General features: G+C 54.0%; 25 protein-coding genes and 1 riboswitch. Of the genes, 10 read left to right on the plus strand and 15 right to left on the minus strand.

Annotated features, from left to right (window positions below):
* Positions 1-16 precede the first annotated feature (16 nt).
* The 5 genes from M2108_RS18140 to M2108_RS18160 form a co-directional block, all read right to left on the minus strand.
* Complete coding sequence (locus M2108_RS18140; protein ID WP_277470900.1) at positions 17-1,000, minus strand: phosphotransferase family protein; 984 nt, start codon at positions 998-1,000, stop codon at positions 17-19.
* Between the two features lie 6 nt (positions 1,001-1,006).
* Entirely contained in the window at positions 1,007-1,975 is a 969-nt protein-coding gene (locus M2108_RS18145) for a sugar phosphate isomerase/epimerase family protein (RefSeq protein ID WP_277470899.1), read from the minus strand.
* 36 nt (positions 1,976-2,011) lie between these two features.
* Positions 2,012-3,082, minus strand: a complete 1,071-nt coding sequence (locus M2108_RS18150; RefSeq protein WP_277470898.1) for a Gfo/Idh/MocA family protein — start codon at positions 3,080-3,082, stop codon at positions 2,012-2,014.
* 85 nt (positions 3,083-3,167) lie between these two features.
* The gene (locus M2108_RS18155) at positions 3,168-4,271 is read right to left on the minus strand and encodes a Gfo/Idh/MocA family protein (protein ID WP_277470897.1); all 1,104 of its coding nucleotides are present in this window, start codon (positions 4,269-4,271) and stop codon (positions 3,168-3,170) included.
* Positions 4,264-5,031: a sugar phosphate isomerase/epimerase family protein gene (locus tag M2108_RS18160; protein WP_277470895.1), complete on the minus strand. Its 768-nt coding sequence runs from the start codon at positions 5,029-5,031 to the stop codon at positions 4,264-4,266. Before M2108_RS18160 ends, M2108_RS18155 begins: the two co-directional genes overlap by 8 nt.
* 315 nt (positions 5,032-5,346) lie before the next feature.
* Between M2108_RS18160 and M2108_RS18165 the strand changes: the two genes are divergently transcribed.
* Positions 5,347-6,165, plus strand: coding sequence for a helix-turn-helix domain-containing protein (locus M2108_RS18165; RefSeq protein ID WP_277470894.1), 819 nt, complete (start codon positions 5,347-5,349; stop codon positions 6,163-6,165).
* A 16-nt stretch (positions 6,166-6,181) separates the two neighbouring features.
* Here M2108_RS18165 and M2108_RS18170 read toward each other — a convergent pair whose 3' ends face one another.
* Positions 6,182-6,400, minus strand: a complete 219-nt coding sequence (locus M2108_RS18170) for a hypothetical protein (RefSeq protein WP_277470893.1) — start codon at positions 6,398-6,400, stop codon at positions 6,182-6,184.
* Positions 6,401-6,587: 187 nt separating this feature from the next.
* Between M2108_RS18170 and M2108_RS18175 the strand changes: the two genes are divergently transcribed.
* Positions 6,588-7,268, plus strand: a complete 681-nt coding sequence (locus tag M2108_RS18175; protein WP_068727359.1) for a TIGR00266 family protein — start codon at positions 6,588-6,590, stop codon at positions 7,266-7,268.
* A 92-nt stretch (positions 7,269-7,360) separates the two neighbouring features.
* On the opposite strand, the gene M2108_RS18180 is transcribed toward M2108_RS18175, so the two are convergent.
* Entirely contained in the window at positions 7,361-7,834 is a 474-nt protein-coding gene (locus tag M2108_RS18180; RefSeq protein WP_277470892.1) for a Fur family transcriptional regulator, read from the minus strand.
* A gap of 222 nt (positions 7,835-8,056) precedes the next feature.
* On the opposite strand from M2108_RS18180, the gene M2108_RS18185 reads away from it, so the two are divergent.
* The gene (locus M2108_RS18185; protein WP_277470891.1) at positions 8,057-8,722 is read left to right on the plus strand and encodes an S-layer homology domain-containing protein; all 666 of its coding nucleotides are present in this window, start codon (positions 8,057-8,059) and stop codon (positions 8,720-8,722) included.
* 74 nt (positions 8,723-8,796) lie between these two features.
* Here M2108_RS18185 and M2108_RS18190 read toward each other — a convergent pair whose 3' ends face one another.
* From M2108_RS18190 to M2108_RS18205, 4 genes are all read right to left on the minus strand, one after another.
* Complete coding sequence (locus tag M2108_RS18190; RefSeq protein ID WP_277470890.1) at positions 8,797-9,549, minus strand: amino acid ABC transporter ATP-binding protein; 753 nt, start codon at positions 9,547-9,549, stop codon at positions 8,797-8,799.
* Between the two features lie 13 nt (positions 9,550-9,562).
* Positions 9,563-10,231: an amino acid ABC transporter permease gene (locus tag M2108_RS18195; protein WP_277470889.1), complete on the minus strand. Its 669-nt coding sequence runs from the start codon at positions 10,229-10,231 to the stop codon at positions 9,563-9,565.
* Between the two features lie 22 nt (positions 10,232-10,253).
* Complete coding sequence (locus tag M2108_RS18200) at positions 10,254-11,087, minus strand: amino acid ABC transporter substrate-binding protein (RefSeq protein WP_277470888.1); 834 nt, start codon at positions 11,085-11,087, stop codon at positions 10,254-10,256.
* 156 nt (positions 11,088-11,243) lie between these two features.
* Entirely contained in the window at positions 11,244-12,758 is a 1,515-nt protein-coding gene (locus M2108_RS18205) for a DHA2 family efflux MFS transporter permease subunit (RefSeq protein WP_277470887.1), read from the minus strand.
* 183 nt (positions 12,759-12,941) lie between these two features.
* Here M2108_RS18205 and M2108_RS18210 point away from each other — a divergent pair, with 183 nt between their 5' ends.
* From M2108_RS18210 to thiE, 7 genes are all read left to right on the plus strand, one after another.
* Positions 12,942-13,559: a TetR/AcrR family transcriptional regulator gene (locus M2108_RS18210; RefSeq protein ID WP_277470886.1), complete on the plus strand. Its 618-nt coding sequence runs from the start codon at positions 12,942-12,944 to the stop codon at positions 13,557-13,559.
* A 66-nt stretch (positions 13,560-13,625) separates the two neighbouring features.
* A riboswitch (TPP riboswitch) is annotated at positions 13,626-13,727 on the plus strand.
* A 121-nt stretch (positions 13,728-13,848) separates the two neighbouring features.
* Positions 13,849-14,607, plus strand: coding sequence for an ABC transporter ATP-binding protein (locus M2108_RS18215; RefSeq protein WP_277470885.1), 759 nt, complete (start codon positions 13,849-13,851; stop codon positions 14,605-14,607).
* Positions 14,588-15,364 carry an ABC transporter permease gene (locus M2108_RS18220; protein WP_277470884.1) on the plus strand — a complete coding sequence of 259 codons (777 nt, stop codon included), beginning with the start codon at positions 14,588-14,590 and terminating at the stop codon, positions 15,362-15,364. The genes M2108_RS18215 and M2108_RS18220 overlap by 20 nt, the downstream gene beginning before the upstream one ends.
* Complete coding sequence (locus M2108_RS18225) at positions 15,361-16,419, plus strand: ABC transporter substrate-binding protein (protein ID WP_277470883.1); 1,059 nt, start codon at positions 15,361-15,363, stop codon at positions 16,417-16,419. Before M2108_RS18220 ends, M2108_RS18225 begins: the two co-directional genes overlap by 4 nt.
* 33 nt (positions 16,420-16,452) lie before the next feature.
* Entirely contained in the window at positions 16,453-17,256 is an 804-nt protein-coding gene (gene thiM / locus M2108_RS18230) for a hydroxyethylthiazole kinase (protein WP_346780570.1), read from the plus strand.
* A 27-nt stretch (positions 17,257-17,283) separates the two neighbouring features.
* On the plus strand, positions 17,284-18,108 hold the full coding sequence (gene thiD, locus M2108_RS18235; protein WP_277470881.1) for a bifunctional hydroxymethylpyrimidine kinase/phosphomethylpyrimidine kinase: 825 nt from the start codon (positions 17,284-17,286) through the stop codon (positions 18,106-18,108).
* Positions 18,101-18,766 carry a thiamine phosphate synthase gene (thiE, locus tag M2108_RS18240; RefSeq protein WP_277470879.1) on the plus strand — a complete coding sequence of 222 codons (666 nt, stop codon included), beginning with the start codon at positions 18,101-18,103 and terminating at the stop codon, positions 18,764-18,766. The genes thiD and thiE overlap by 8 nt, the downstream gene beginning before the upstream one ends.
* 72 nt (positions 18,767-18,838) lie before the next feature.
* Here thiE and M2108_RS18245 read toward each other — a convergent pair whose 3' ends face one another.
* From M2108_RS18245 to asd, 4 genes are all read right to left on the minus strand, one after another.
* Positions 18,839-19,402, minus strand: coding sequence for a GNAT family N-acetyltransferase (locus M2108_RS18245; protein WP_277470878.1), 564 nt, complete (start codon positions 19,400-19,402; stop codon positions 18,839-18,841).
* A 186-nt stretch (positions 19,403-19,588) separates the two neighbouring features.
* On the minus strand, positions 19,589-20,284 hold the full coding sequence (locus M2108_RS18250) for a pseudouridine synthase (protein ID WP_277470877.1): 696 nt from the start codon (positions 20,282-20,284) through the stop codon (positions 19,589-19,591).
* A gap of 9 nt (positions 20,285-20,293) precedes the next feature.
* A complete protein-coding gene (locus M2108_RS18255) occupies positions 20,294-20,467 on the minus strand; it encodes a DUF3934 family protein (protein WP_277470916.1) in 174 nt (57 codons plus the stop codon).
* A 125-nt stretch (positions 20,468-20,592) separates the two neighbouring features.
* Positions 20,593-21,678 (minus strand): aspartate-semialdehyde dehydrogenase, encoded by a 1,086-nt coding sequence (gene asd / locus M2108_RS18260; protein WP_277470876.1) that lies wholly within the window; start codon positions 21,676-21,678, stop codon positions 20,593-20,595.
* Between the last annotated feature and the right edge of the window lie 191 nt (positions 21,679-21,869).

Consider the following 21,869-nt stretch of genomic DNA (forward strand, 5'->3'; position numbering starts at 1 on the left):
CCCGGCCTTCTTGCGCTTACGCTATCGGACTACTGCCCAAGGTGCTAAAGGATTTCCAGCTTTCTGCAAGATTATCCGCAGTCCAGCGGATATGATTCTCGTCCTTGTATTGGCGTGAGTCACATTCAATCCTCAGAATCAGATCCAGATAGAAATCATAGAGCTTGATACGCAGACGCTCTCCCGGACTGCCGAAGGTCTGCCCGTAACCCTCATAGAAAGGCGCTGAATGCTCAAAATGACGGAAATAATATTCCATCAGCACATCGCCCCACAGGGCCCGCTCCCAGTCAATGATAGAGACAATTTTCCCGTCCTGCACAAACAGATTGCCATTCCACAGATCCCAATGGATCAGCCGCGGTTCCGTCACCTCATCCAGAGCCGGCAGATAATGCCCCAGCACCTTCCAGATTAGCTCATCCTCTGCCGGCAAAGTCACCCCTAGCTCCCTGGCGTCCTCTAGCAGTGTGCGAAGCATTCCGGTGAACGACTCCCGCCATGTCAGCGCATCTTCCCCTGCATCCTGTGTGAACAGCCCGAACCTTGTCCCGGTAATCCCGTTAATCAGGCGCTGATACCGGCCCAGTTCCCGCTCAATCTCAGCCTGTTCTGCGGGTGAATAGCTTTCTTTCACCTCACTGTACGGCTGTCCATACACCTTTTCCATAAAAAAATAAGGGCAAGGCAGAACACTGCTGCTGTCATCAAAGCTGTACACCGCAGGAACCGGAATCCGTCCGTCTGTTGCAACAAGGCGGAGCGCATTCACTTCAGCGGCCATTATATTGCACTCATAGCTAAGTGTTCTGGTTTCGAGAGATGGGGCCACCTTCAGAATTACCTGTTTCCCGTCCTCAAGCTCCAGATCATAAGCCGTATTAAAAAATCCGCCGGTCAGCTCTGTACATGAGAGAACAGCACAACCTTCACCAAAAGCGGCTTGCACCGCAGCCCTAAGCTGGCTGTCATCCAGCTTGACCTTAGTAAAGCTCTCCACCGGCGTTTATACCCACCACATCTCGCCAAGCGGTTCCTCAATCAGCACCTGCCGGAGATTGTCGACAGCCTTGGAGAAGCCTTCTTCAATCGACATCAGGCCGTCTTCATGCTCAATGCTGACTACGTAATCATAGCCGACCAGACGCAGCGCGCTGATGATATCCGCCCAGGTCTTCACATCATGCCCGTAACCCACGGAGCGGAACTGCCAGGCGCGGTCAAGCATATTGGTGTACGGCTGCATATCGGTAAGACCGTGCTTGTTGACGTTCACCGGATCGATCACCGTATCCTTGGCATGGAAGTGATGGATCGCTCCTGCCCTGCCGAGAATGTGAATGGCCTGCACCGGATCAATGCCCTGCCACCACATATGGCTCGGATCAAGGTTGGCGCCGATGGCATCTCCGGCAGCTTCACGCAGCCGCAGCAGGGTTGCAGGAGTGTGAACGGAGAAGCCTCCATGCAGCTCCAGACCAATCTTCACGCCATGCTCCGTGGCGAAATCAGCCATTTCCTTCCAATACGGAATGACTTTGTTCTCCCACTGCCAGGCCAGAATCTCCTGGTAATCGTTCGGCCATGGAGCCACCGGCCAGTTTGGATACTTCGCACCTTCATGGTCTCCCGGACAGCCGGAGAAGGTGTTGACCACCTGAACTCCCAGCTTCTGGGCCAGCTTGACGGAATTAACGAAATCCTCATGGTCCTTCTGCGCCAGCTCCTTCTGCGGATGCAGCGGATTGCCATGACAGCTAAGCGCACTGATGATCAGCCCGCGCGATTCGATTTGGTGCTTGAATTCCTGCAGCGCCGCTTCGTTCTCCAGCAGCAGCTTTGCATCGCAGTGGCTGTTCCCCGGATAGCCCCCTGTACCGATCTCTACCGCCTTGAGCCCTTTGGAAACTACATAATCCAGTGCATCCTCCAGCTTGCGACCGCCGAAAAGCACCATAAATACTCCAAGTTTCATTGACCTGCCGCCTCTCATCCGTTTTATTGTCCGCTTTTAAACCCCGTAAGTATCAAAATCCTTGATAACCTCGTTCTTCTCAGCAGCTGCAAAAATCGCTTCAATCAGATTCTGCACACGCAGCACTTCCGAATTTTTGACGATTGGTTCCGCTGTCCCCTCGATTACCGCCACGAAATTGCTGTAGAATCCGTCCGGCAGCTCGGCTGCCGGCGGCAGTCCGGCAGTGATCGTAGAGCCTTCCGACGGTGGAGCCATCGTCTTGGTAAGGCCTACTCCGGCGCGGATCGGAGTCGGTTCGCGGTGCTCGGATTCATTGTTGCGGGTCACGATTCTGCCGCTGAGCGACCAGTCTTCAATGACTGCCGATCCTTCCACCCCCTTCACATACCATCGGGGCAGCGTAATGAAGTTCGTTGTGCCTACTTCAACTATTGCCTTGATGCCGTTCTCAAACTGCAGCACTGCCTCAAAGCCGTCGTCAACATCATTGCCGAGGATAAAGCTCAGGGTGCTGGAGACACTGGTTACTCTGCTGTCAATCATGAACAGCAGCTGGTCCAGCAGATGCACGCCCCAGTCCAGCAGCATGCCGCCGCCCTGTGCCTTGACATGCCGCCAGTCGCCCGGAATGCCGTTCGCACCGTGTACACGGGACTCAATCTGGAACAGGGTTCCGATCGTCTCCGTCTCGTACATTTGCTTGATGATCCGGAAATCCTCATCCCAGCGTCTGTTCTGGTGCACCATCAGCACCCGGCCGGCCTCATCAGCAGCAGCAATCATCTCCTTCAGCTCTGAAGAAGACATGGCCACAGGCTTCTCGCAGACTACATGCTTGCCTGCCTGCAGCGCCCGGACGGCAATCTCCTTATGCACATCATTAGGGGTAGCAATCAGCACTACCTCAACTGCCGGGTCTGCCAGCACCTCCTCATAGCTTTCATAGGCTTTGTACCCTGCCTCGACAGACGCTTTCCGGCGTCCTTCCAGCAGGTCAAACGTTCCTGCTACCTCAAGATTTGGGTTTTCGCTGATCAATTGACCATGATAGCTTCCCATTCCGCCGTACCCGACGATAACTACAGTATGTTTATTAGAACTCATGGATTCCACTCCTGTTTGTCTGATGATTCCTTATCATTGCCGAAAACCCTGCACATTTCTTCCAGGGTTTCCGGCTAATTTTATTCTATTCGTTGTCCGAGCTGCCGTCAAAATATACGGCCCGTCCGGTACGCGCAGATTCATATACCGCTTCAAGGATCTGGGTGACGACAAGCGCCTGCTCCGGCAAAACAACCGGATCTTTGTCTTCTCTTACCGCCTCCAGCCACAGGCGGGCTTCACGGTCAGCTTCGGATTCTGCGGAACCGCTGTAGAAGGCTACACCGCCTGAGGAGAGATCGACCTTCGTTTCGAACAGGCGTCCGGCCCGTTCACCGTTGATGCGCAGGCCGTCCTTCATGTCGGCCCCTCCTTCAGTACCGGCCAGCAATGTCTTAGCTTCCCCGAACTCGGAGACATTAAGCGCCCAGCTGGATTCCAGCGAGATGGTTGCGCCATTTTCCATAGTAATAAAGCCAAAAGCAGAATCCTCAACCTTGAACTGTTCCGGGTCCCACGGTCCGAAGGCATTAGCGGCATTCTTGCGCTGGCCCAGCTTGTGGAAGGTCGAACCTACCACCATACGCGGCTTGTAGTTGTCCATCAGCCACAGCGTCAGGTCGAGGGCATGCGTACCGATATCGATCAGCGGGCCTCCGCCCTGCTTCTCTTCATCCAGGAATACACCCCAGGTAGGAACTGCACGGCGGCGCAGAGCAATCGCCTTACCGTAATAGATGTCGCCGAGCTCTCCGGCTTCGCACATCCCCTTGAGGTATTCACTGTCTGCACGGAAGCGGTTCTGGTAGGCGATCGAAAGCTTTTTGCCGGTACGGCGTGCAGCCTCAAGCATCTCCTGCGCCTGGGCCGCAGTCTTCGCCATCGGCTTCTCGCACATAACATGGTTGCCGGCTTCGAGCGCCGCTACAGTGATTTCGGAATGGCTGTCGTTCGGTGTACATACATGCACAATGTCAAATCCGCCGGCTGCCAGCATCTCACGGAAATCGGTATAAACTGCAGCGCCTTCGGCGCCGTATTTACCGGCGGCTTCCTGTGCGCGTTCTTCAATAATATCGCAGAAGGCTACCATTTCGGCATCCGCCTGACGGGACAAGCTCGGCATATGTTTACCGTTTGCGATACCTCCGCAGCCGATAATAGCAATTTTGTGTTTGATGTTAGACATGAACTTTTCCCCCTTGATTAGCATAAGCTTTTACCCAGTTTAAACTGTCTTCTACACTTGCCAGCGGTGAACGGCTGCAGAAATCCTGCTCCACAACAGCCCATTCTACGCCGGCTTCAGCCGCAGCTTCCAGTATAGCGGAAAGATTTACCTCCCCTTCTCCCAAAACAACCGTTTCCGGCGATCCGTCTTCGCGCTTCTTCACATCCTTAAGATGGATGATCGGCAGACGGCCTGCATACTTCTGAATGTAAGCTACCGGATCAAACCCGGCGAAGTGTACCCAGCAGGTATCCATTTCCACCTGGAGCAGGTCCGCCGGCACCTCTTCAAAGATACCGTCAAAAGCGGTGCGCTCCCCATAGGAATCCGTGAATTCAAAATCATGATTGTGGTAAGACAGGACTGCCCCCTGCTCACGGCACTTTTCACCGATCACCCGCAGGTTGGCCGCTACTTCTGCATAGTTGCGCTGCTCTTCCGTCAAAAAAGGAATGATCAGATTCCGGTTCCCGATGGCCAGATTATAACGGATCTCTTCTGCAGTATCGTTCAGCATGGCATCATACGGACGATGTGCTCCCAGCACAGCAAGTCCGGTCTCCTCCAGCAGTGCCTTTACTTCCTCTGCACTCCGGCCGAAATAGTGGAAAAACTCCACACCGGTATATCCCAGCTCCGCAACCTTGCGCAGCGTACCTTCAAAATCCTGTTCCAGTTCTTCTCTAAGCGTATACAGCTGAAGACCCAGTTTTAACATTGCTCCCACTCCTAATCCGTATCAAGTTACTGTGCGTACCGCTATTGGTGTCCTCTAAGAGACAAGCCCAGGCCAGCCTTACGGGTCACCTGAACAAAAGGGCTGCCATTTAATCCCACCCTGTATACTCCGCTTCAGTACTCTCCATTTCCGCTAACTGCTTATGTAGCTCCAAGAGCTGCAGCACAGCCTCCTTTGCATTCTGTATATGTTTTTGCATAGCTACATGGTAATATGAAAGCGTATATAATAAAATGAATAATATGATTCAAACATGAACAATCTGGCTCTCATTTCTGTCACTCAGGAGGACACATGACCTACACCGCACCATGCCACGTTTATACTGCCGGATTTTCCTTTCACCGCAAGCCTTTTCACATGTCCCGCGCGGACGGAGTACAGAATTATCTGCTGCGCCTGCAGACCGAAGGACGGAGCCGGACCCGGATTGGCGGCGAGCTGTCAGCTGTTGAAGCAGGCGATTTGATGCTGTTTGCTCCAAATGACCCCTATTATCTGAGCATCGATAAAGAAACGTATGCTGCCGGCAAGCCGCGGGTAGAGAGCGGGGATTACCATATTTTTTGCGGCGGACCCTGGATTGAGGACTGGTGGGGCCGCAAGCCGCGTCCGGCAGTGCTCCGCTTGCCGCTTACCGAGCACTTTCTCGGCCTGTTCCGCCAGCTCGTTCTGGAGCAGCGCCGGCTGTCCGAGTCCTCACCGGAGATTACTGCCTGTTATCTGCAGATTCTATGTATGGAAATCGACAGGCTGATGACGCAGCAGCGGGCGATTTCACCCAAGGGGTATCTTGCCTACCGGATGAAGCAATATGTGGAGGAGCATGCTGCGATCCCCTTCCGGCTTGAGGATGTGGCAGCCTACGCGGATATATCTGTTTCGCGGGCGGTTCATCTGTTCAAGGAGGCATTCGGAACCAGCATTGTCAAATATGTCAATGATGTACGGCTGGAAATGGCCAGGGAACGAATTACCTTCAGCCCGATGCCCCTGGAGCATGTCTCCGAAACCTGCGGGTTTGCCAATTATACGTATTTCCACCGGCTGTTCCGCGGAAGATTCGGGATGTCGCCCAAGCAGTACCGTACATACAGCAGAGAACAAATGTAACCTGATGTTATCCTGATCAGCCGGCTTTCCCTGCAAGCCAAGCAAAAGGAGCGCCATCCTGAAAGATCCGCTCCTTGTGTTTGACCTTATTCAGTTTCTCCCGTTTGCCCGGGGTGACCCGCACATGCTGTGAGATTGCGCCATAATCCGCGGCGGTTCTCCGGTTATTCTCTGCGCACCATGTTCCCGTACGCTCTGCACTGCGCAGTGCCTTCTGAGTTTTTGTACGTGCCATTTCAGCAACACTCCTTTACTGTTTAGCTAACATAATTCAATTTTAACATATTCCCGCACCCGTTTCCCGGTACAGTTTTTGTTAACTTTTCTTTACCGTCTCTTGTTCTATCAGCTTGATGAACCAGAAAATGGTATACTAGATGAGAATTTAGCAGGACAAGCGGTTGAACCGGAGGGGGATAACGATGAAATACGATGTACTATATGACGGTGCGTTCGCAATGCTCAAGGTAGAACTGAATCCGGGCGAGAGTGTAAAAGCCGAAATGGGTGCCATGGTTGCCATGTCGCCGGGCATTGAATTAAGAGGGACGGTAGACGGAGGGCTCATGCGGGGCCTGGGCCGGATGCTCAGCGGGGAAAAGTTCTTCTTCCAGGAACTGACCGCAACGCGCGGCCAATGTGAGGTGCTCCTTGCACCGGGAGCGCTCGGTGACATTCAGTCGATCGAGCTCGACGGCTCTTATAACCTTTATGTGCAAAAAGACGGCTTCCTGGCCGGCACGCAAGGGATACAGGTTAATACCAAGATGCAAAACCTGGCCAGAGGGTTATTCTCGGGCGAAGGCTTTTTTATTGTGGAAATCAGCGGGCGCGGAACGGTCTTCCTCTCGTCGTTCGGGGCCATCCATGCAATCAACCTGGCTCCCGGGGAAGAGATGATTGTTGACAACGGGCATCTGGTGGCATGGCCAAGTTATATGGACTACAAGATTGAAAAGGCCGCATCAGGCTGGCTGAACAGCTTGACCAGCGGTGAAGCCATCGTCTGCCGGTTCCGCGGCGAGGGTGTAATCCTTGTACAGTCCCGTAATCCCGGCAGCTTCGGCAGCTGGATCCGGTCATTTGTTCCCAGCAAATCCTGACCTGTTACAGATCTTATAATGTGCTTACCGCAAAAAGAAGCAACGCCGCGTTATCGCCGCCTTGCTTCTTTTTTGTTGAAATGTTTAAGCTGTCAGGATACAGCCTTGCGTTCCTTGTCACCTTTACAGCCGGTCTGCCTGCAGTTATTATAGGTGCCTTTGAAATCAAGCCGGTGATCCGTTACGCTGAAGCCGTATTCCGCCTCCAGCCGCTGCTCCAGCTCCAGCAGCCAGTCATCCTTGATCTCTTCAAGCCGGCCGCAGACGCTGCAGATCAGATGATGGTGCATATGACCATGGCCGTCACCCCGCAGGTCATAACGGGCCACACCGTCGCCGAAATTCATTTTTTCAACGATATGCAGCTCGCACAACAGCTCAAGGGTCCGGTACACGGTGGCCAGTCCCAGATGCGGGTAGCTGTTTTTAACTCTCATATAGACTTCTTCTACGCTTAAATGCTCCTCTTCGTTGTCGAGCAGCACCTTCACGATCGCTTCACGCTGAGGGGTCAATTTATAGTTATGCGCGGCAAACTGCTGGCTGATATTTGCAATCGGGTTCATTCTGGCTCTACCACCTTTCCATATAACAAGTCTGCCTGTCACTAGCTGGTAATCAGTAATCATTACGATATAAGCATAACAAAATATACTAAAAATGAAAAGCACCTGACATTATTATAACATTATAGCCGGGTTTTCCCGCAACCTTTCCATCGATTGCTGCGTCACAATAGGTACTAATGGCCAAGCGGCCCAACCTATGTACAGAGGTGAACAACAATGATGAAAAAGCCTGCTTTCGCAGTGATTACAACCGTTTCGCTCCTATCCTTCTCGCTCGTGAGTCCCCTCTTTGCGGCCGGCGGCACCTTTAAGGATATCGATAATGTGACCGGCAAAGACAAGATTAATTCCCTGAAGTCGAAGGGGCTGATCAAGGGGCTGTCGGATACCCGTTTTCTACCCGGCTCCATTGTTACCAATGCCCAGGCCGTGCAGTTTATTTCCGGCGGCCTGCAGCTAAGCCTTGCGGCCATTGACTTCAACAAGGCGCCGGTAGCCAGTGCGATATTCAGCAAAGTCAAAGATAACGCCTGGTATGCCGAGGCTTTCATCAATGCCCATTATAACGGGGTGGAGATTCCGGCAGACATTGACCCGTCCAAGCCGGTAACCAAGGAATTGTTCACCAGCCTGCTGATTCAGGGCATGGAAAAGGCGGGCAATCTGCCGATGATTAACATCGTGCCTGCCAAGATTGCAGATGAGGAACAGATGAACCCGTCCTATCAGGGCAGCATTCAGCGTTCGCTCAAATACAACGTCAATGCCCTTGATGCCAAAGGCAATTTTAATCCGAAAAGCGAAATTACCCGTGCTGAAGCTGCCGTTATGCTCTATAACGCATTGGAATATCTTAATGGCCGTCAGGCAGCATCCGGTGATTAACCGCGTAACCTGATCAACCCGTAAACGGGATGCTCAGACGTAAAAAGGCAATCCGGCTTCCCCCGGACTGCCTTTTATTGTTCATCTCCGCTTAATCTGTTCAGGAACTGCCGGACACGCGGATTCTGCGAATGCTGCAGCACTTGCTGCGGGGTCCCCTGTTCCAGAATGAACCCCTGATCCATCAGGACAATCAGATCAGCAACATCAGCGGCAAACTTCATTTCATGGGTCACAATGACCATTGTCATCCCTTCAGAAGCAAGCTGCCTGATCACCTTCAGCACCTCACCGACCAGCTCCGGATCAAGTGCCGAGGTCGGCTCATCAAAGAGAAGAACCTCCGGCTCCACCGCCATCGCCCGGGCGATAGCCACCCGCTGCTGCTGCCCGCCGGACAGCTGATGGGGATAAGCCTCCGCCTTGTCCGACAATCCCACCTTGCCCAGAAGCTCAAGTCCCCGGCTTCGCGCTTCCTCCCGGGAACGCCTCTGCACGGTAATCTGTCCCTCCATCACATTGCCGAGAGCAGTCATATGCGGAAACAGGTTATAGGACTGGAAGACCATTCCTGTCTTTTGACGCAGGCCCAGGACCGTCTTGCGGGGAATTTTGGCTTTTTCGGCGAAACGGATCTCTATTCCGGCAACGTTAAGAATGCCCTGATCGGGCAGCTCCAGCAGATTGAAGCAGCGCAGCAGGGTTGTTTTGCCGGATCCTGAAGGACCGATGATAACAAGCACTTTACCATACTCCAGCCGGAGATTAATGCCTTTAAGCACCTCCAGCGGGCCAAAGCTCTTATGCAGATCCCTGATTTCGATCATACGGGCTGTCCTCCTATCTTGCCGTATAGCGGTCAAAGCGTTTTTCGAGCACATTCTGCAGCCCTGACAACACTGAGCAGAACAGCAGGTAGAATAACGCAGCTTCGGAATAGAGCAGCAGCGGCTCATAGGTTGTTGCAGTGATCTGCTGGGCAGTCCGGAACATCTCAACATAGGTGATGCCGGCCGCAAGCGATGTATCTTTTACCAGGCTGATAAAAGAATTGGCAAGCGGCGGAACCGACACCCGCGCCGCCTGGGGCAGGATGATTCTGCGCAGGGCCTGTCCCCGGGTCATCCCCACAGAGTACGCAGCCTCCCATTGCCCTTTAGGAATCGACAAAATGGCCGCACGGACAATTTCGGAGGAGTAGGCCCCAACACTCAAGGTAAAGCCGATAACGGCAGCAATAAACGGATCAAGCACAATGCCTGCTGACGGCAGCCCGTAAAAGATGATGAACAGCTGCACCAGCAGCGGCGTCCCCCGGATGATCCAGACATAGAATCTGGCAATCAGCTCCGGAATGCGCCATGAGGAAAGCCTTACCAGCGCTGTAGCAACCGCAAGCAGCAGGCCCAGCACGAAGGAGACCAGCGCCAGCGGGATCGTATATGCCACGCCGGCCTTGAACAGGGGCAGCAGCGAATCCAGAAAAATTTGCAGCTTACGTTCATCCATCGCTTAGAAGCTCCTCCAGCCTTTATTTGGAGACGTCTGCACCGAAATATTTCTCGGAAATCGCCAGATACGTTCCATCCTGCTTCATGTCTGCCAGAGCCCTGTTCACCGCCTCCACCAGCTCTTCATTCCCCTTCAGGAATACGGCTGCACTCTGCGAGCCTTCGGCGATTTCGTCCACCTGCTTAATTTGGACATCGGGCTTCTGCTTTTTCAGATCCAGAAAAGAGAGCCCGTCATTTACAGTCGCATCAATCCGGCCGGAAACGAGCAGATCGATGGCCTGATTGAAGCCTTCCACGGCCACTATTTCAGCACCGTTCTGACGGGCGATGTCGGACAGGTTGCTGGTCAGCGACTGGCCGGATTTTTTGCCCTTCAGATCCGCAAATCTCTTGATGTCGTTATTCTTTTCGCTGACAATCAGCACGGCTTTGGACATGACATAAGGCTCGGAGAAGTCATATTTGACCTTGCGCTCATCCGTAATCGACACCTCATTAAAAATAGTATCGAAGCGTTTTGCATCCAACCCGGCAAAAATTCCGTCCCACTGGGTCTCGATAAACTCGGCTTCCACCCCGATCCGTTTGGCTATCTCCCGGGCGATGTCCACATCGAAGCCTGTGAGCGTTCCGTCAGCATCATGATAAGTGAACGGGGAATAGGTTCCTTCGGTACCGATCCTCAGCTTGCCTGAGGCCTTTATCTTCTCCAGACTGTTCTGCTCTGCAGGGGCTGCCGTTACATCGGCGCCTCCAGTAGTTCCTTCAGCTGTATTCGTGTTATCGCTGGTTCCGCAGGCTGCAAGCAGTATTCCCAGCAGCAGCAGCGGGGCCAGAGCCCATGTTTTCATTATTTGTTCCTCCTCAGGCTGTGTTTGGCGGTGATATAGTTTGAAGTTATTATGCCCCAAAAACCTATTCTTCTCCCTCTCCAGCGTCCGCAGCGCAAAAAAATCCCCGCCGACCCTTTCAGGTAAGCAGGGATTTCCAGTCTACGCCTATTTTCGTTAACCGTGCATCATTTCTGCCTGCGGTCTGGATTCACCATCTCTGCCTTTACGCCCTCTACGCAGCAGCAGTCCGAGCACAGCTCCCCCCAAGGCGACAAAAATCATGATGTGGAAGGTATCGGCAAAGCCCTGTGCCATTACAGTCTGTGTGGCCTGCTTCAGCACTTCAGGTGAAGCTTTGGCAGGATCAACGCCGGATGCGGCAGCAGCTGCCTGCATTTCGGCACCGCGGGACGCTGCTCTAGAGGTAAGAATGGTAACCAGCGTGGATACCGCAAGCGAGTTAATCACCTGCTGCATCGAGTTCGTCAGCGAAGTCACCCGGTTGACCAGATGAATGGGCGCTTTATTCAGCAGGTGGGTATTCATCGGCATCATCATCATCCCCATGCCTGCTCCGCACATGATCAGCGGTACGATCAGATCCCGGCTCTCTGTAGACAGATCCACATGGGAATATTGATACAGTGCACCGGAGACGAGGCTGAGGCCGCAGACGACAAGCCAGCGCACCCCGATTTTGTCAAAAAGAATACCGGCCACCGGCATCATCAGGCCGGAGGCAATCGCCTGCGGGAGCAGAGTCAGTCCGGTGTCAAAAGCACCGAAGCCGCGGGCCTGCTGCAGAAACTGCGGAAGCAGGAACAGGGCTCCGTACAACCCGAACTGGGCGATCCACTGGACCAGAATGCCTGTGGTGAAATCAACCGAGCGCAGGATGCGCAGCTCCAGCAGCGGCGTCCTGGAACGCAGCTCGGCGATGACAAAAGCAATCAGCGCTGCCAGTCCAAGTGCAAGCCCGATCAGTGTTTTTTTGGAGGACCAGCTTTCCGCCCCCTGACTGACCCCGTAGGTCAGAGAGGCAAAGGCCAGCGGCCCGAGGATCATCCCCAGCTTATCCATTCCCGGTACCTGTCCGCGCTTAGCATTCGGCAGCTTGCGCAGGCCAATAAGCAGGCAGATAATGCCGATCGGGATATTGATCAGGAAGATCCATCTCCATGAATGATATTGAACCAGCCAGCCGGACAGAACCGGCCCGATGGCCGGAGCGAACAGCACCGGAATACCCATAATGCCCATTACAATGCCGACCTTGCTCTTGGGTGCGAGCTTGTACACATAGGCCATGCCTACCGGCAAAACGCAGCCGCCCCCGAGTCCCTGCAGCACCCGGAATGCAATCAGCCATTCTGCACTGTTTGGCGTAGCGCATAGAATGGAACCTATTGTGAATACCACTACTGCAGTCAGAAAAACGGTTTTGGCCCCGAAGCGGTCGGACAGCCAGCCGGACAGCGGAATGACCGAAGCCTGTGCCAGCATATAGCCGGTTACAATCCACTGCAGTGTTGTCAGATTGGTATGAAAATCTTCAACCAGCGTAGATAACGCCACATTCATCGCCGTGCTGTCGAGGACAACCATAAATACACCGAATATGATCGCCAGCAGCGGCACCAGGATACCGGACAACCGGAACTCGGCATCCTCCTTGATTACTCCTTGCATCTTCTTTCTCCTCCTATGCCAGTACAGGTTCTGTGACATTGACCGCTGAACCCTTCTCTTTATATAATGTCTATGCGGACAACTGTCCGTATAATTCATTAACAGTCTACGGACAATTGTCCGCTGTGTCAATAAATTCTTGATTATATAAGCTGAATACTACCTATACCGAAAGGAAAAGCCATGACCCCTTCTAAACCTATTGTCCCATCCGCCGCATCTGACCCGTATAAGGAGCGTATTCTAGAGGCAGCGCGCGAGCTGTTCACCGCAAACGGGCTGGAGGCTGTCAGTATGTACGCCATCGCCAAGCGGGCCGGAATCGGCCAGGGCTCACTGTACCGACGTTTTTCTGATAAAGGTGAAATTTGTTCATTGCTGCTGCGCGACAGCACGGACCGGTTTCTGCTCAGTCTGGAAAATGAGCTGGCACTGCCGCAGGCAGATAAGGCTGCTCTTGATCACCTGCAGCGCAGCATCAGCCGGATTGTCGGATTTATTGAGCAGCATGCCGAGCTGCTGCAGCTGATCAAATCGGAGTTTACCGGCAAGAAGCAGCTCACCCAGTTTGAACACCCCTTTTTCCGCAGGCTGAACGAGTTTCTGACCCAGCTGCTCAGACGCGCTGCCGCCGGTGGTGAGATCGGTCTGGTTGATCCGCAGTTTACAGCCACGGCTCTGATTGCCGTGCTAAGCCCCGATTTGTATCTGTATCAGATGAAGCAGCACGGCTCAACTAAGGAGCAGATTACGGACGGTATACTCGCCCTGTTCGTAACCGGCATTCAAAAAGGGCAGTAAGCCTCTCTTTACAAACCGCCAGGTTATGGTATATTAATTAGCAATTACGAATTGAATAAGAATCTTTTATTTCACTAGGGGAGTCGGCCGACTGAGACGGAGCTAAGCTCCGGACCCTTGGAACCTGATCTGGATCATACCAGCGGAGGGAAGTGGAGCAGGAACGATCAGCATTGTCTGTATCCAGTTGACAGACTTTATCTTTCAGACCTCTTTATTTCCTCCAGAAATGAAGAGGTCTTTTTGCGTTCAATGTTTTTCGTAATTCAAGGAGGTAAAGTAGACTGCTATGCTCTCGATTACTAATCTTAGCTATTCCTATGGCGCCGGGTCAGGCCGGCCTGTTATCCAAGGGCTGTCCATGAACGTACAGCAGGGAGAATTCATTTCCCTGGTCGGAGCCAGCGGCTGCGGGAAAAGCACCCTGCTGCGTATCATCGCCGGGCTGCTTGAACCTTCTAGCGGAGACATTTCATTCGGCGGCAGGCCTTCAACCGGCAGTGCTGCCCGGCTTGGAAAGATCGGCTATATGCCGCAGCAGGATCTGCTGCTGCCGTGGAGAACCGTGCTGGACAATTGCCTGCTGGCGTGGGAGCTGAAGCGGAGCGGCAGCAAAGAGGCTGCCGTGCAGCAGATCCGCAGCCTGCTGCACAGTCTCGGCCTTGCCGGCACGGAGAATGCTTATCCGGAGGAGCTGTCCGGCGGCATGCGCCAGCGGATTGCCCTTGCCCGGACGCTGTCCGCAGGGAGTGAGCTGCTGCTGCTTGATGAGCCTTTCGGAGCACTTGATGCCCTGACCAAGCGCGGCCTGCACCGCTGGCTGCTGCAGCTGTGGAGCAGCCTGGGCCGGACGGTGCTGTTCATCACCCATGATCTGGAGGAGGCACTGCTGCTCAGCGACCGGATCTGCCTCATGCATAGCGGGAGCCTGCAGGAGATTGCTGTGCCGCTGCCGCGGCCAAGGCACGGGGAGCTGATCTATCAGCCGCAGTTTATGCAGCTGCGGGAAGAGCTGGAGCGGAGGCTGTATGAGAGCATTGCGCATTAAACGGCTTCTTCACGCCTATGCTCCTGCCGCCCTGCTGGTGCTGATAATCATCGCAGTCTGGGAAGGCGGTGTACGGTTCGGTGAGGTTCCCGCGTTCATCCTGCCCGCACCTTCCTCGGTCTGGGCCGCACTGCTGGAACACCGGACTTTGCTGCTAAGTGTGCATTTGCCGGCCACCTTGCAGGAAATCCTGCTCGGGTTCCTGTTATCCGCAGGCTGCGGCACCCTGCTGGGACTGGGGATGCATCTGTTCCAGCCGCTGGCCAAAGCGGTGTATCCGCTGCTGATTGTCAGCCAGACCATTCCGCTGATTGCGCTCTCCCCTATCCTGATTATGTGGTTCGGCTATTCACTCGGGGGCAAAATTGCCGTTGTTTTTCTGACCGCCTTCTTCCCGGTTGTAGTCGGTACTTACGACGGACTGTATAAAAGCGGGGAGCAATACAAGGAGCTCCTGCTGACTCTTGGTGCCAGCCGCCGGCAGCTGCTGGTCAAAACGCAGATCCCGCTGGCGCTGCCCGCCTATTTCTCAGGTTTGAAGCTGTCGATTGTCTATTGCGTCATTGGAGCCACCATCGGTGAATGGCTCGGAGGCAGCCGGGGTCTCGGCTATTACAGCCGCCGGATGGCCGGCAATCTGCACAGCGCAGAGCTGTTCGCCGCTGTCTTTCTGCTCTCTGTTCTGGGAGTCCTGCTGTTCCTGAGTGTCTGCGCTGCTGAACAAATTATTGTAAAGAAAAGAGGTTTACGACGATGAGCACTAATCCCATCTGTAACAAATCATCTAAAAGAAATCTGCGCGTTAGAGCCGCGCTGCTGGTCCTGACCAGCCTGCTTGCTGTAATCAGCGGCTGCAGCGGGTCAAATGCAGCTGATCCCTCCACGGATGCTGCCTCAGGCAATGTCAGTGGGCAGCTGCACAAGATGACAGTCATGCTGGACTGGTATCCGAATGCAGTGCATTCTTTTTTGTATGCTGCTCAAGAAAAGGGTTATTTTGCCGAGGAGGGACTTGAAGTTGTACTGCAAATGCCTGCCGACAGCAACGATGCCCTGAAGCTGGCCGCCGCAGGCAAGGTTGATCTTGCCCTCAGCTATCAGCCCCAGGTGCTGATGGCCCGTTCAGAGGAAATTCCCGTTGTATCTGTTGCCGCGCTAGTCCGTCATCCGCTCAATCATCTGCTGGTTCCGGCTGACAGCGGCATCAAAAGCCCCAAGGAGCTTACCGGTAAAACCGCAGGTTACTCCTCCATACCACTCTATGAAGCTATGCTGCGGACCATGGTGGAGCATGACGGCGGTGATCCGCAGTCGATTACGATGGTGGATGTCGGCTTTGACCTGATTCCTGCCATTACCGCAGGCCGCGTTGATGCCATCATTGGCGGCTTCATCAATCACGAGCAGCTGATACTGGACAAGGAGAATCATCCTGTTACATCCATCGACCCTACAGCCTTCGGAGTGCCTGACTATTATGAGCTGGTGCTGGTTGCCGGTGAGCAGCGGCTTCAGGAATCCAAGGATTTCTACAGCAAATTCATGAACGCGGCCCGTAAAGGACAGCAGTTCGTGCAGGATCACCCGAAGGAAGCTCTGGATATTCTGCTGGCCCATGAGGACAGCACGGCCCCGCTCGACCGTGAGATCGAGAGCCAAAGTCTGGACATCTTGCTGCCGCTGATGGATGCAGGAGACGAGCCTTTCGGATATCAGACATCAGAGTCGTGGAACCGGGTCGCAGACTGGCTGTCTAGAAGCGGGCTGCTGTCCGGTGAAACGGAAAGCGATGAAGCCTTTGTTAATTTGTGAGGGTTACATTTTAGATCCTAATTTTCAGGAGGAATAATCATGTCCTATTTAGCCAAGGTACGCGAGCTGAATCCGCTCGTACATAACATTACAAACATCGTGGTGGCCAACTTCTCCGCCAACGGGCTGCTGGCGCTGGGTGCCTCCCCTTTTATGGCCGATGCACGCGAAGAGGTTGCGGATGTTGCCGCCATGTCCGGAGCAGTGGTGCTGAATATCGGCACCTTGAACGAACAGGCCATCAACTCCATGATCCTCGCCGGACAGTCCGCCAACACCCATGGCGTACCGCTGGTGCTTGATCCGGTGGGCGCCGGAGCGACTGCTTACCGCAGCGAGGTCACACAAAAGCTGGTGCAGTCCATGCAGCTGACTGCGCTGCGCGGCAATGTGGCCGAGGTGGCCAATGTAGCCGGCGAGAGCTGGGCCAGCAAGGGCGTAGATGCCGGTGCAGGCGAAGGCGATGTGACTGCATTAGCCAAAAAGGCTGCCCAAAAGCTCGGCTGTGTAGTCATCGTTACCGGCCGGGAGGATGTCATTACCGACGGCAGCCGCACCTTTGTCGCCAGTAACGGCCATCCGGTTCTGACCAAGGTGACCGGAACCGGGTGCCTGCTCAGCGCAGTGACCGGTGCATTTCTTGCCGCGAGCGAAGGCGCATGGCTGGAAGCGGCAGCAGAAGCGATTTCCTTTTATGGCGTCGCCGCTGAGATCGCCGCAGAGCGGACTGAAGGCCAGGGGCCGGGAGCGTTCCAGATTGAATTTCTGAACCAGCTGTCAGCGGTGACCCCGGAAATCTACAGTGTAAGATCTTGTATCTTTCAGCTTGACCAATAACAACCTTCAGGCAAAGGAGAATGCGGTATGACCCAAGTAATGAAGGCACTTACCATTGCCGGTTCGGACAGCGGCGGCGGTGCCGGCATCCAGGCCGACCTCAAAACCTTTCAGGAGCTGGGCGTGTACGGCATGTCGGCACTCACAGCAGTCACGGCGCAGAATACGCTGGGCGTTCAGGCTGTCTATCCCCTGACGGAGGAGGCAGTGGCTGCCCAGCTCGACTCTGTTGGAGCTGATTTGCAGCCGGATGCTGTAAAGACAGGTATGCTGTTCAGCAGTGCAATTATAACAACCACTGCCGCCAAGATCAGGGAATACGGCTGGAGCCGGCTAGTTGTCGATCCGGTGATGGTCGCCAAGGGCGGCTCTCCTCTCCTGCTGCAGGAGGCGGTGGAAGCACTAATCAGCGAGCTGCTGCCGCTGTCTCTGGTCGTCACCCCCAATATTCCCGAAGCCGAAATATTAACCGGCATGACCATCACCGGGCTCAAAGAGCGTGAACAGGCTGCCAGGCTGATTCACTCGATGGGCCCAGGGTATGTTGTGCTCAAGGGGGGCCATGATGACGGAACGGACGGTGTGAGGGATCTAATATATGACGGGCAGGCTATAACGTACCTGAGCAGCCCCCGCATAGATACCCGGCATACGCACGGAACCGGCTGTACCTTCTCGGCAGCCATTACCGCCGCTCTTGCCGCAGGAGATACTGTTAATGAGGCTATACAGACAGCCAAAGCTTTTATTCACGCGGCCATAGAACACAGCCTGGGCATCGGCAGCGGCCATGGTCCGACCAACCATTTTGCGTACCGGCGCAGTCAAAGAGAGGGGCACCAGAATGCTTAGCCGCAGCGAACATATCAGGGAATTGCTGAAGCTGTATTTTATAATGGGCAGTGTGAACTGCCGCCTGTCTCCGGCAGACACGCTGCTGCAGGCGGTTAACGGCGGCATTACCCTGTTCCAGTTCCGGGAAAAGGGTCCCGGTGCGCTGAGCGGCGCTGCAGCTGTTGATCTGGCCCGCCAGCTCCAGGGCATCTGCCGGCAGCGCGGCATCCCCTTTATCGTCAATGACGATATCGGGCTTGCTGAAATGCTGGGTGCCGACGGGGTCCATGTCGGCCAGGAGGATGAGCCGGCCGCTGCCATCCGCCGCAGGCTCGGTGCTGACAAGATCGTCGGCGTATCGGCGCATACGCTGGAAGAAGCACAGCAGGCGATTGCGGATGGTGCAGATTATCTCGGCGTAGGCCCGGTTTACCCGACCTCCTCCAAGGAGGATGCCAGAGCAGTACAGGGAACACAAGTGATCGAACAGCTAAGACGCAGCGGGCTCAGCATACCGCTGGTGGGAATCGGCGGTATTACTGCAGACAATGTGACACCTGTGATACGCGCAGGTGCAGATGGAATCTCGGTGATCTCAGCGGTTGCGCAAGCCCCGGAGATCACTGGCGCAGCAAGGCATCTGCTGCATAAAGTCATCATAAGCAGCAGGACTTAAAGAAGATACAAACAGGGCGGGCAGCATCTTTCGGATGCCGCCCGCCCTGTTTTGCAAAAAAGAATAATGCTGTTATGCTTCATCCGTTAGCGGATCCTTAAATCTGCTCATAACCAGCGTGTTATAGTATGTACCGTCTGCCAGCAGCTTGTCTTTTTTCAGGATGCCCTCGGTTTCGAATCCGAACCTGCGGTAGAGCGAGATCGCCCCGGTATTGGTCTCCAGCACCGTCAGCCCCATCTTGACGATCCCCTGGCTGTCCGCCCAGGAAGTGGCCTGCTGCAGCAGACTGTAGCCGATCCCGTATCCCCAGAACGCCCGCAGAATGCAAATGCCGAATTCAACCTTATGTGCATTTCTGGACAGCACGCTTCCCTCACACCTGGAGAATCCGGCGATCCTCCCTTCTACTTCCGCTATAAGAAACAAGTTCCTGTCCGCTTCCGTATCCTTGCAGATAATCTCTTCAAAGCCTTCCGGGCTGATAAAGCCTTCGCCCTGGCGCCGCTCCATATTCTCCGTCTCCCCGTCAATCTGCAGCCTTACTACGGACAGCTCCGCGGCATCTTCACGGACGGCTGATCTGATCATATAAAAGATTCCGTTCCGTTCAACCTGCCGTTGACCAATGATCATAAGCTATGTGCCCCCCTTTTTCTCGCGAATGTTAATTATAGCATTTACCACCTGAATGATCGCTGAAAAGGTACGCAAGACGGGCAGCTGAATAACCCTCTTTTGTTGTATAAAAAAACCGTATCCTGCCGCTAATGCAGCCGGGGTACGGTTTTTCACTTATACGCAAAATAGTTCATCCGGTTCTCATCCATTCAGCGTCTGCATCAGCCTGTCCAGCTCCTCCCCGGTCAGATGCCGCCACGCTCCTCTTTCCAGGCCGTCCAGTGTAATGTTCATAATCCGGGTCCGTTCCAGACGGAGTACGCTTTGGCCCAGCTCCCTGCACATCCGGCGGATCTGCAGATTGAGCCCCTGCGTGAGTATTATCCCGAACTCCTGCTCTGCTATCGGATAGGTAATACAAGGCTTTGTGACGGTTCCGAGAATGGCAACACCGGCGGACATGGCCTCCAGGAATGCTGCGGTCACCGGCTTATCCACGGTTACATGGTATTCCTTCTCATGCTGATTTTCCGAACGCATCATTTTGTTAACAATATCACCGTCATTCGTGAGCAGAATCAGGCCTTCCGAAAGTTTGTCGAGCCGTCCCACAGCAAAGACCCGGGAGGGATAGTTAATATAATCAATGATGTTGCCCTCAACCCCGCGCGCAGCTGTGCAGGTAATGCCAACCGGCTTGTTCAGGGCCAGATATACGTATTCCTGTGCAGTCAAGCTGACCGGGTTGCCGTCAACAGCGACCAGATCATCCGGCTCCAAAAGGGTATTTTTGCCGCAGACCTCACCGTTAACCGTTATCCGGCCGGCTGCAAGCAGTCTGGCCGTTTCCCGGCGCGGGTAAATGCCGGTCATGCTCATGTATTTATCGATTCTCATCTCCAGATCCTATTTACTGCCGCCCTTTTTATTATCACTGCCGGCTTTAATTGCACCTTTCGGCCCCTGGCCGCCTGCCGGTCCTTTATTTGGTTTCACCGGCTTGGCTGTTTTATTCCAGCGGGTCCAGCCCTTGCTGCCGGTTCCTCTGCCTGTGCCGCCGCCTTTACTTTTTGCCACTATATCACTCCGTCTTTTGTTCAGTTTCTTTGCAATCCAACCTATCTTACCATTATTAAGCATGGCCTGTCAGGTAAATACGCAAACAGCCTGCCGGAACCAGTCCGGCAGGCTGTACAAAAACGATATTATTTCGGCTGGATATAGCCTTCTGCCTTCAGCAGCTCTGCGATCAGCACTGCACCGCCGGCTGCGCCGCGTACTGTGTTGTGGGAGAGGCTGACGAATTTGTAATCATACAGCGAATCTTCACGCAGTCTGCCTGCGGACACGCCCATGCCGTTCTCGATGTCCCGGTCAAGCTTGGTCTGAGGACGGTTTTCTTCTTCGAAATAAGTGATGAACTGTTTAGGTGCGCTTGGCAGCTCCAGCTCCTGCGGACGTCCCTTAAAGCTGTTCCAGCGCTCCAGGATTTCTTCCTTGGAAGGCTTCTGTTCAAAGGAAGCGAATACTGCTGCCAGATGGCCGTCGGCTACCGGCACACGAATACACTGGCTGGTAATGACAGGCTGTTCGCTTTTAACGATACCTTCTTCTGATACCTCGCCCCAGATCCGCAGCGGCTCCTGCTCGCTCTTCTCTTCTTCACCGCCGATGTACGGAATGACGTTGTCAAGCATTTCCGGCCAGTCGGCAAAGGTTTTACCCGCGCCGGAAATAGCCTGATAAGTGGTCACTACAACCTTGGACGGCTTAAATTCCTTGAGGGCATTCAGCGCCGGCATGTAGCTCTGGATAGAGCAGTTCGGCTTAACCGCGATGAAGCCTGTTTCCGTTCCCAGACGTTTGCGCTGCTGGGCGATAACCGCCAGATGCTCCGGATTGATCTCAGGAATGACCATCGGAACGTCAGGCGTCCAGCGGTGTGCCGAGTTATTGGAAATGACAGGCGTTCCTGTCTTGGCATAGGCTTCTTCCAGCGCCTTGATTTCTTCTTTTTTCATATCTACGGCACAGAAAATCAGATCGACATCTGCAGCCACTTCTTCTACATTAGAGGCATCCTGAACCATAATGCCTTTTACCGCTTCGGGCATAGGTGTAGCCAGCTTCCATCTGCCTTTTACTGATTCCTCGTACGTTTTACCGGCCGAATTCCGGCTTGCAGCAATAACGGTTACCTGAAACCACGGATGATTCTCAAGGAGTGCAACAAAACGCTGACCCACCATACCGGTACCGCCAACGATACCCGCTCTTAATTTACTTGACATAAGGGATTCATTTCCTTTCAAGCTGCTCCTATTGTTAGGTGCTTTTTAATAACCGATTATAAATGATATACGCAGCTTACACAATATGTGAATGAAAAGTTAATACTGGATAAGATAAAGCGTTCCGTCCAAACGTCCCCAGAATAACCGTGCTTAATTAAGCACAGATATGCAGAGCTTTTTATGGAAAT

Source organism: Paenibacillus sp. PastM-3 (assembly GCF_029893965.1).
GTDB lineage: Bacteria > Bacillota > Bacilli > Paenibacillales > Paenibacillaceae > Paenibacillus_AQ.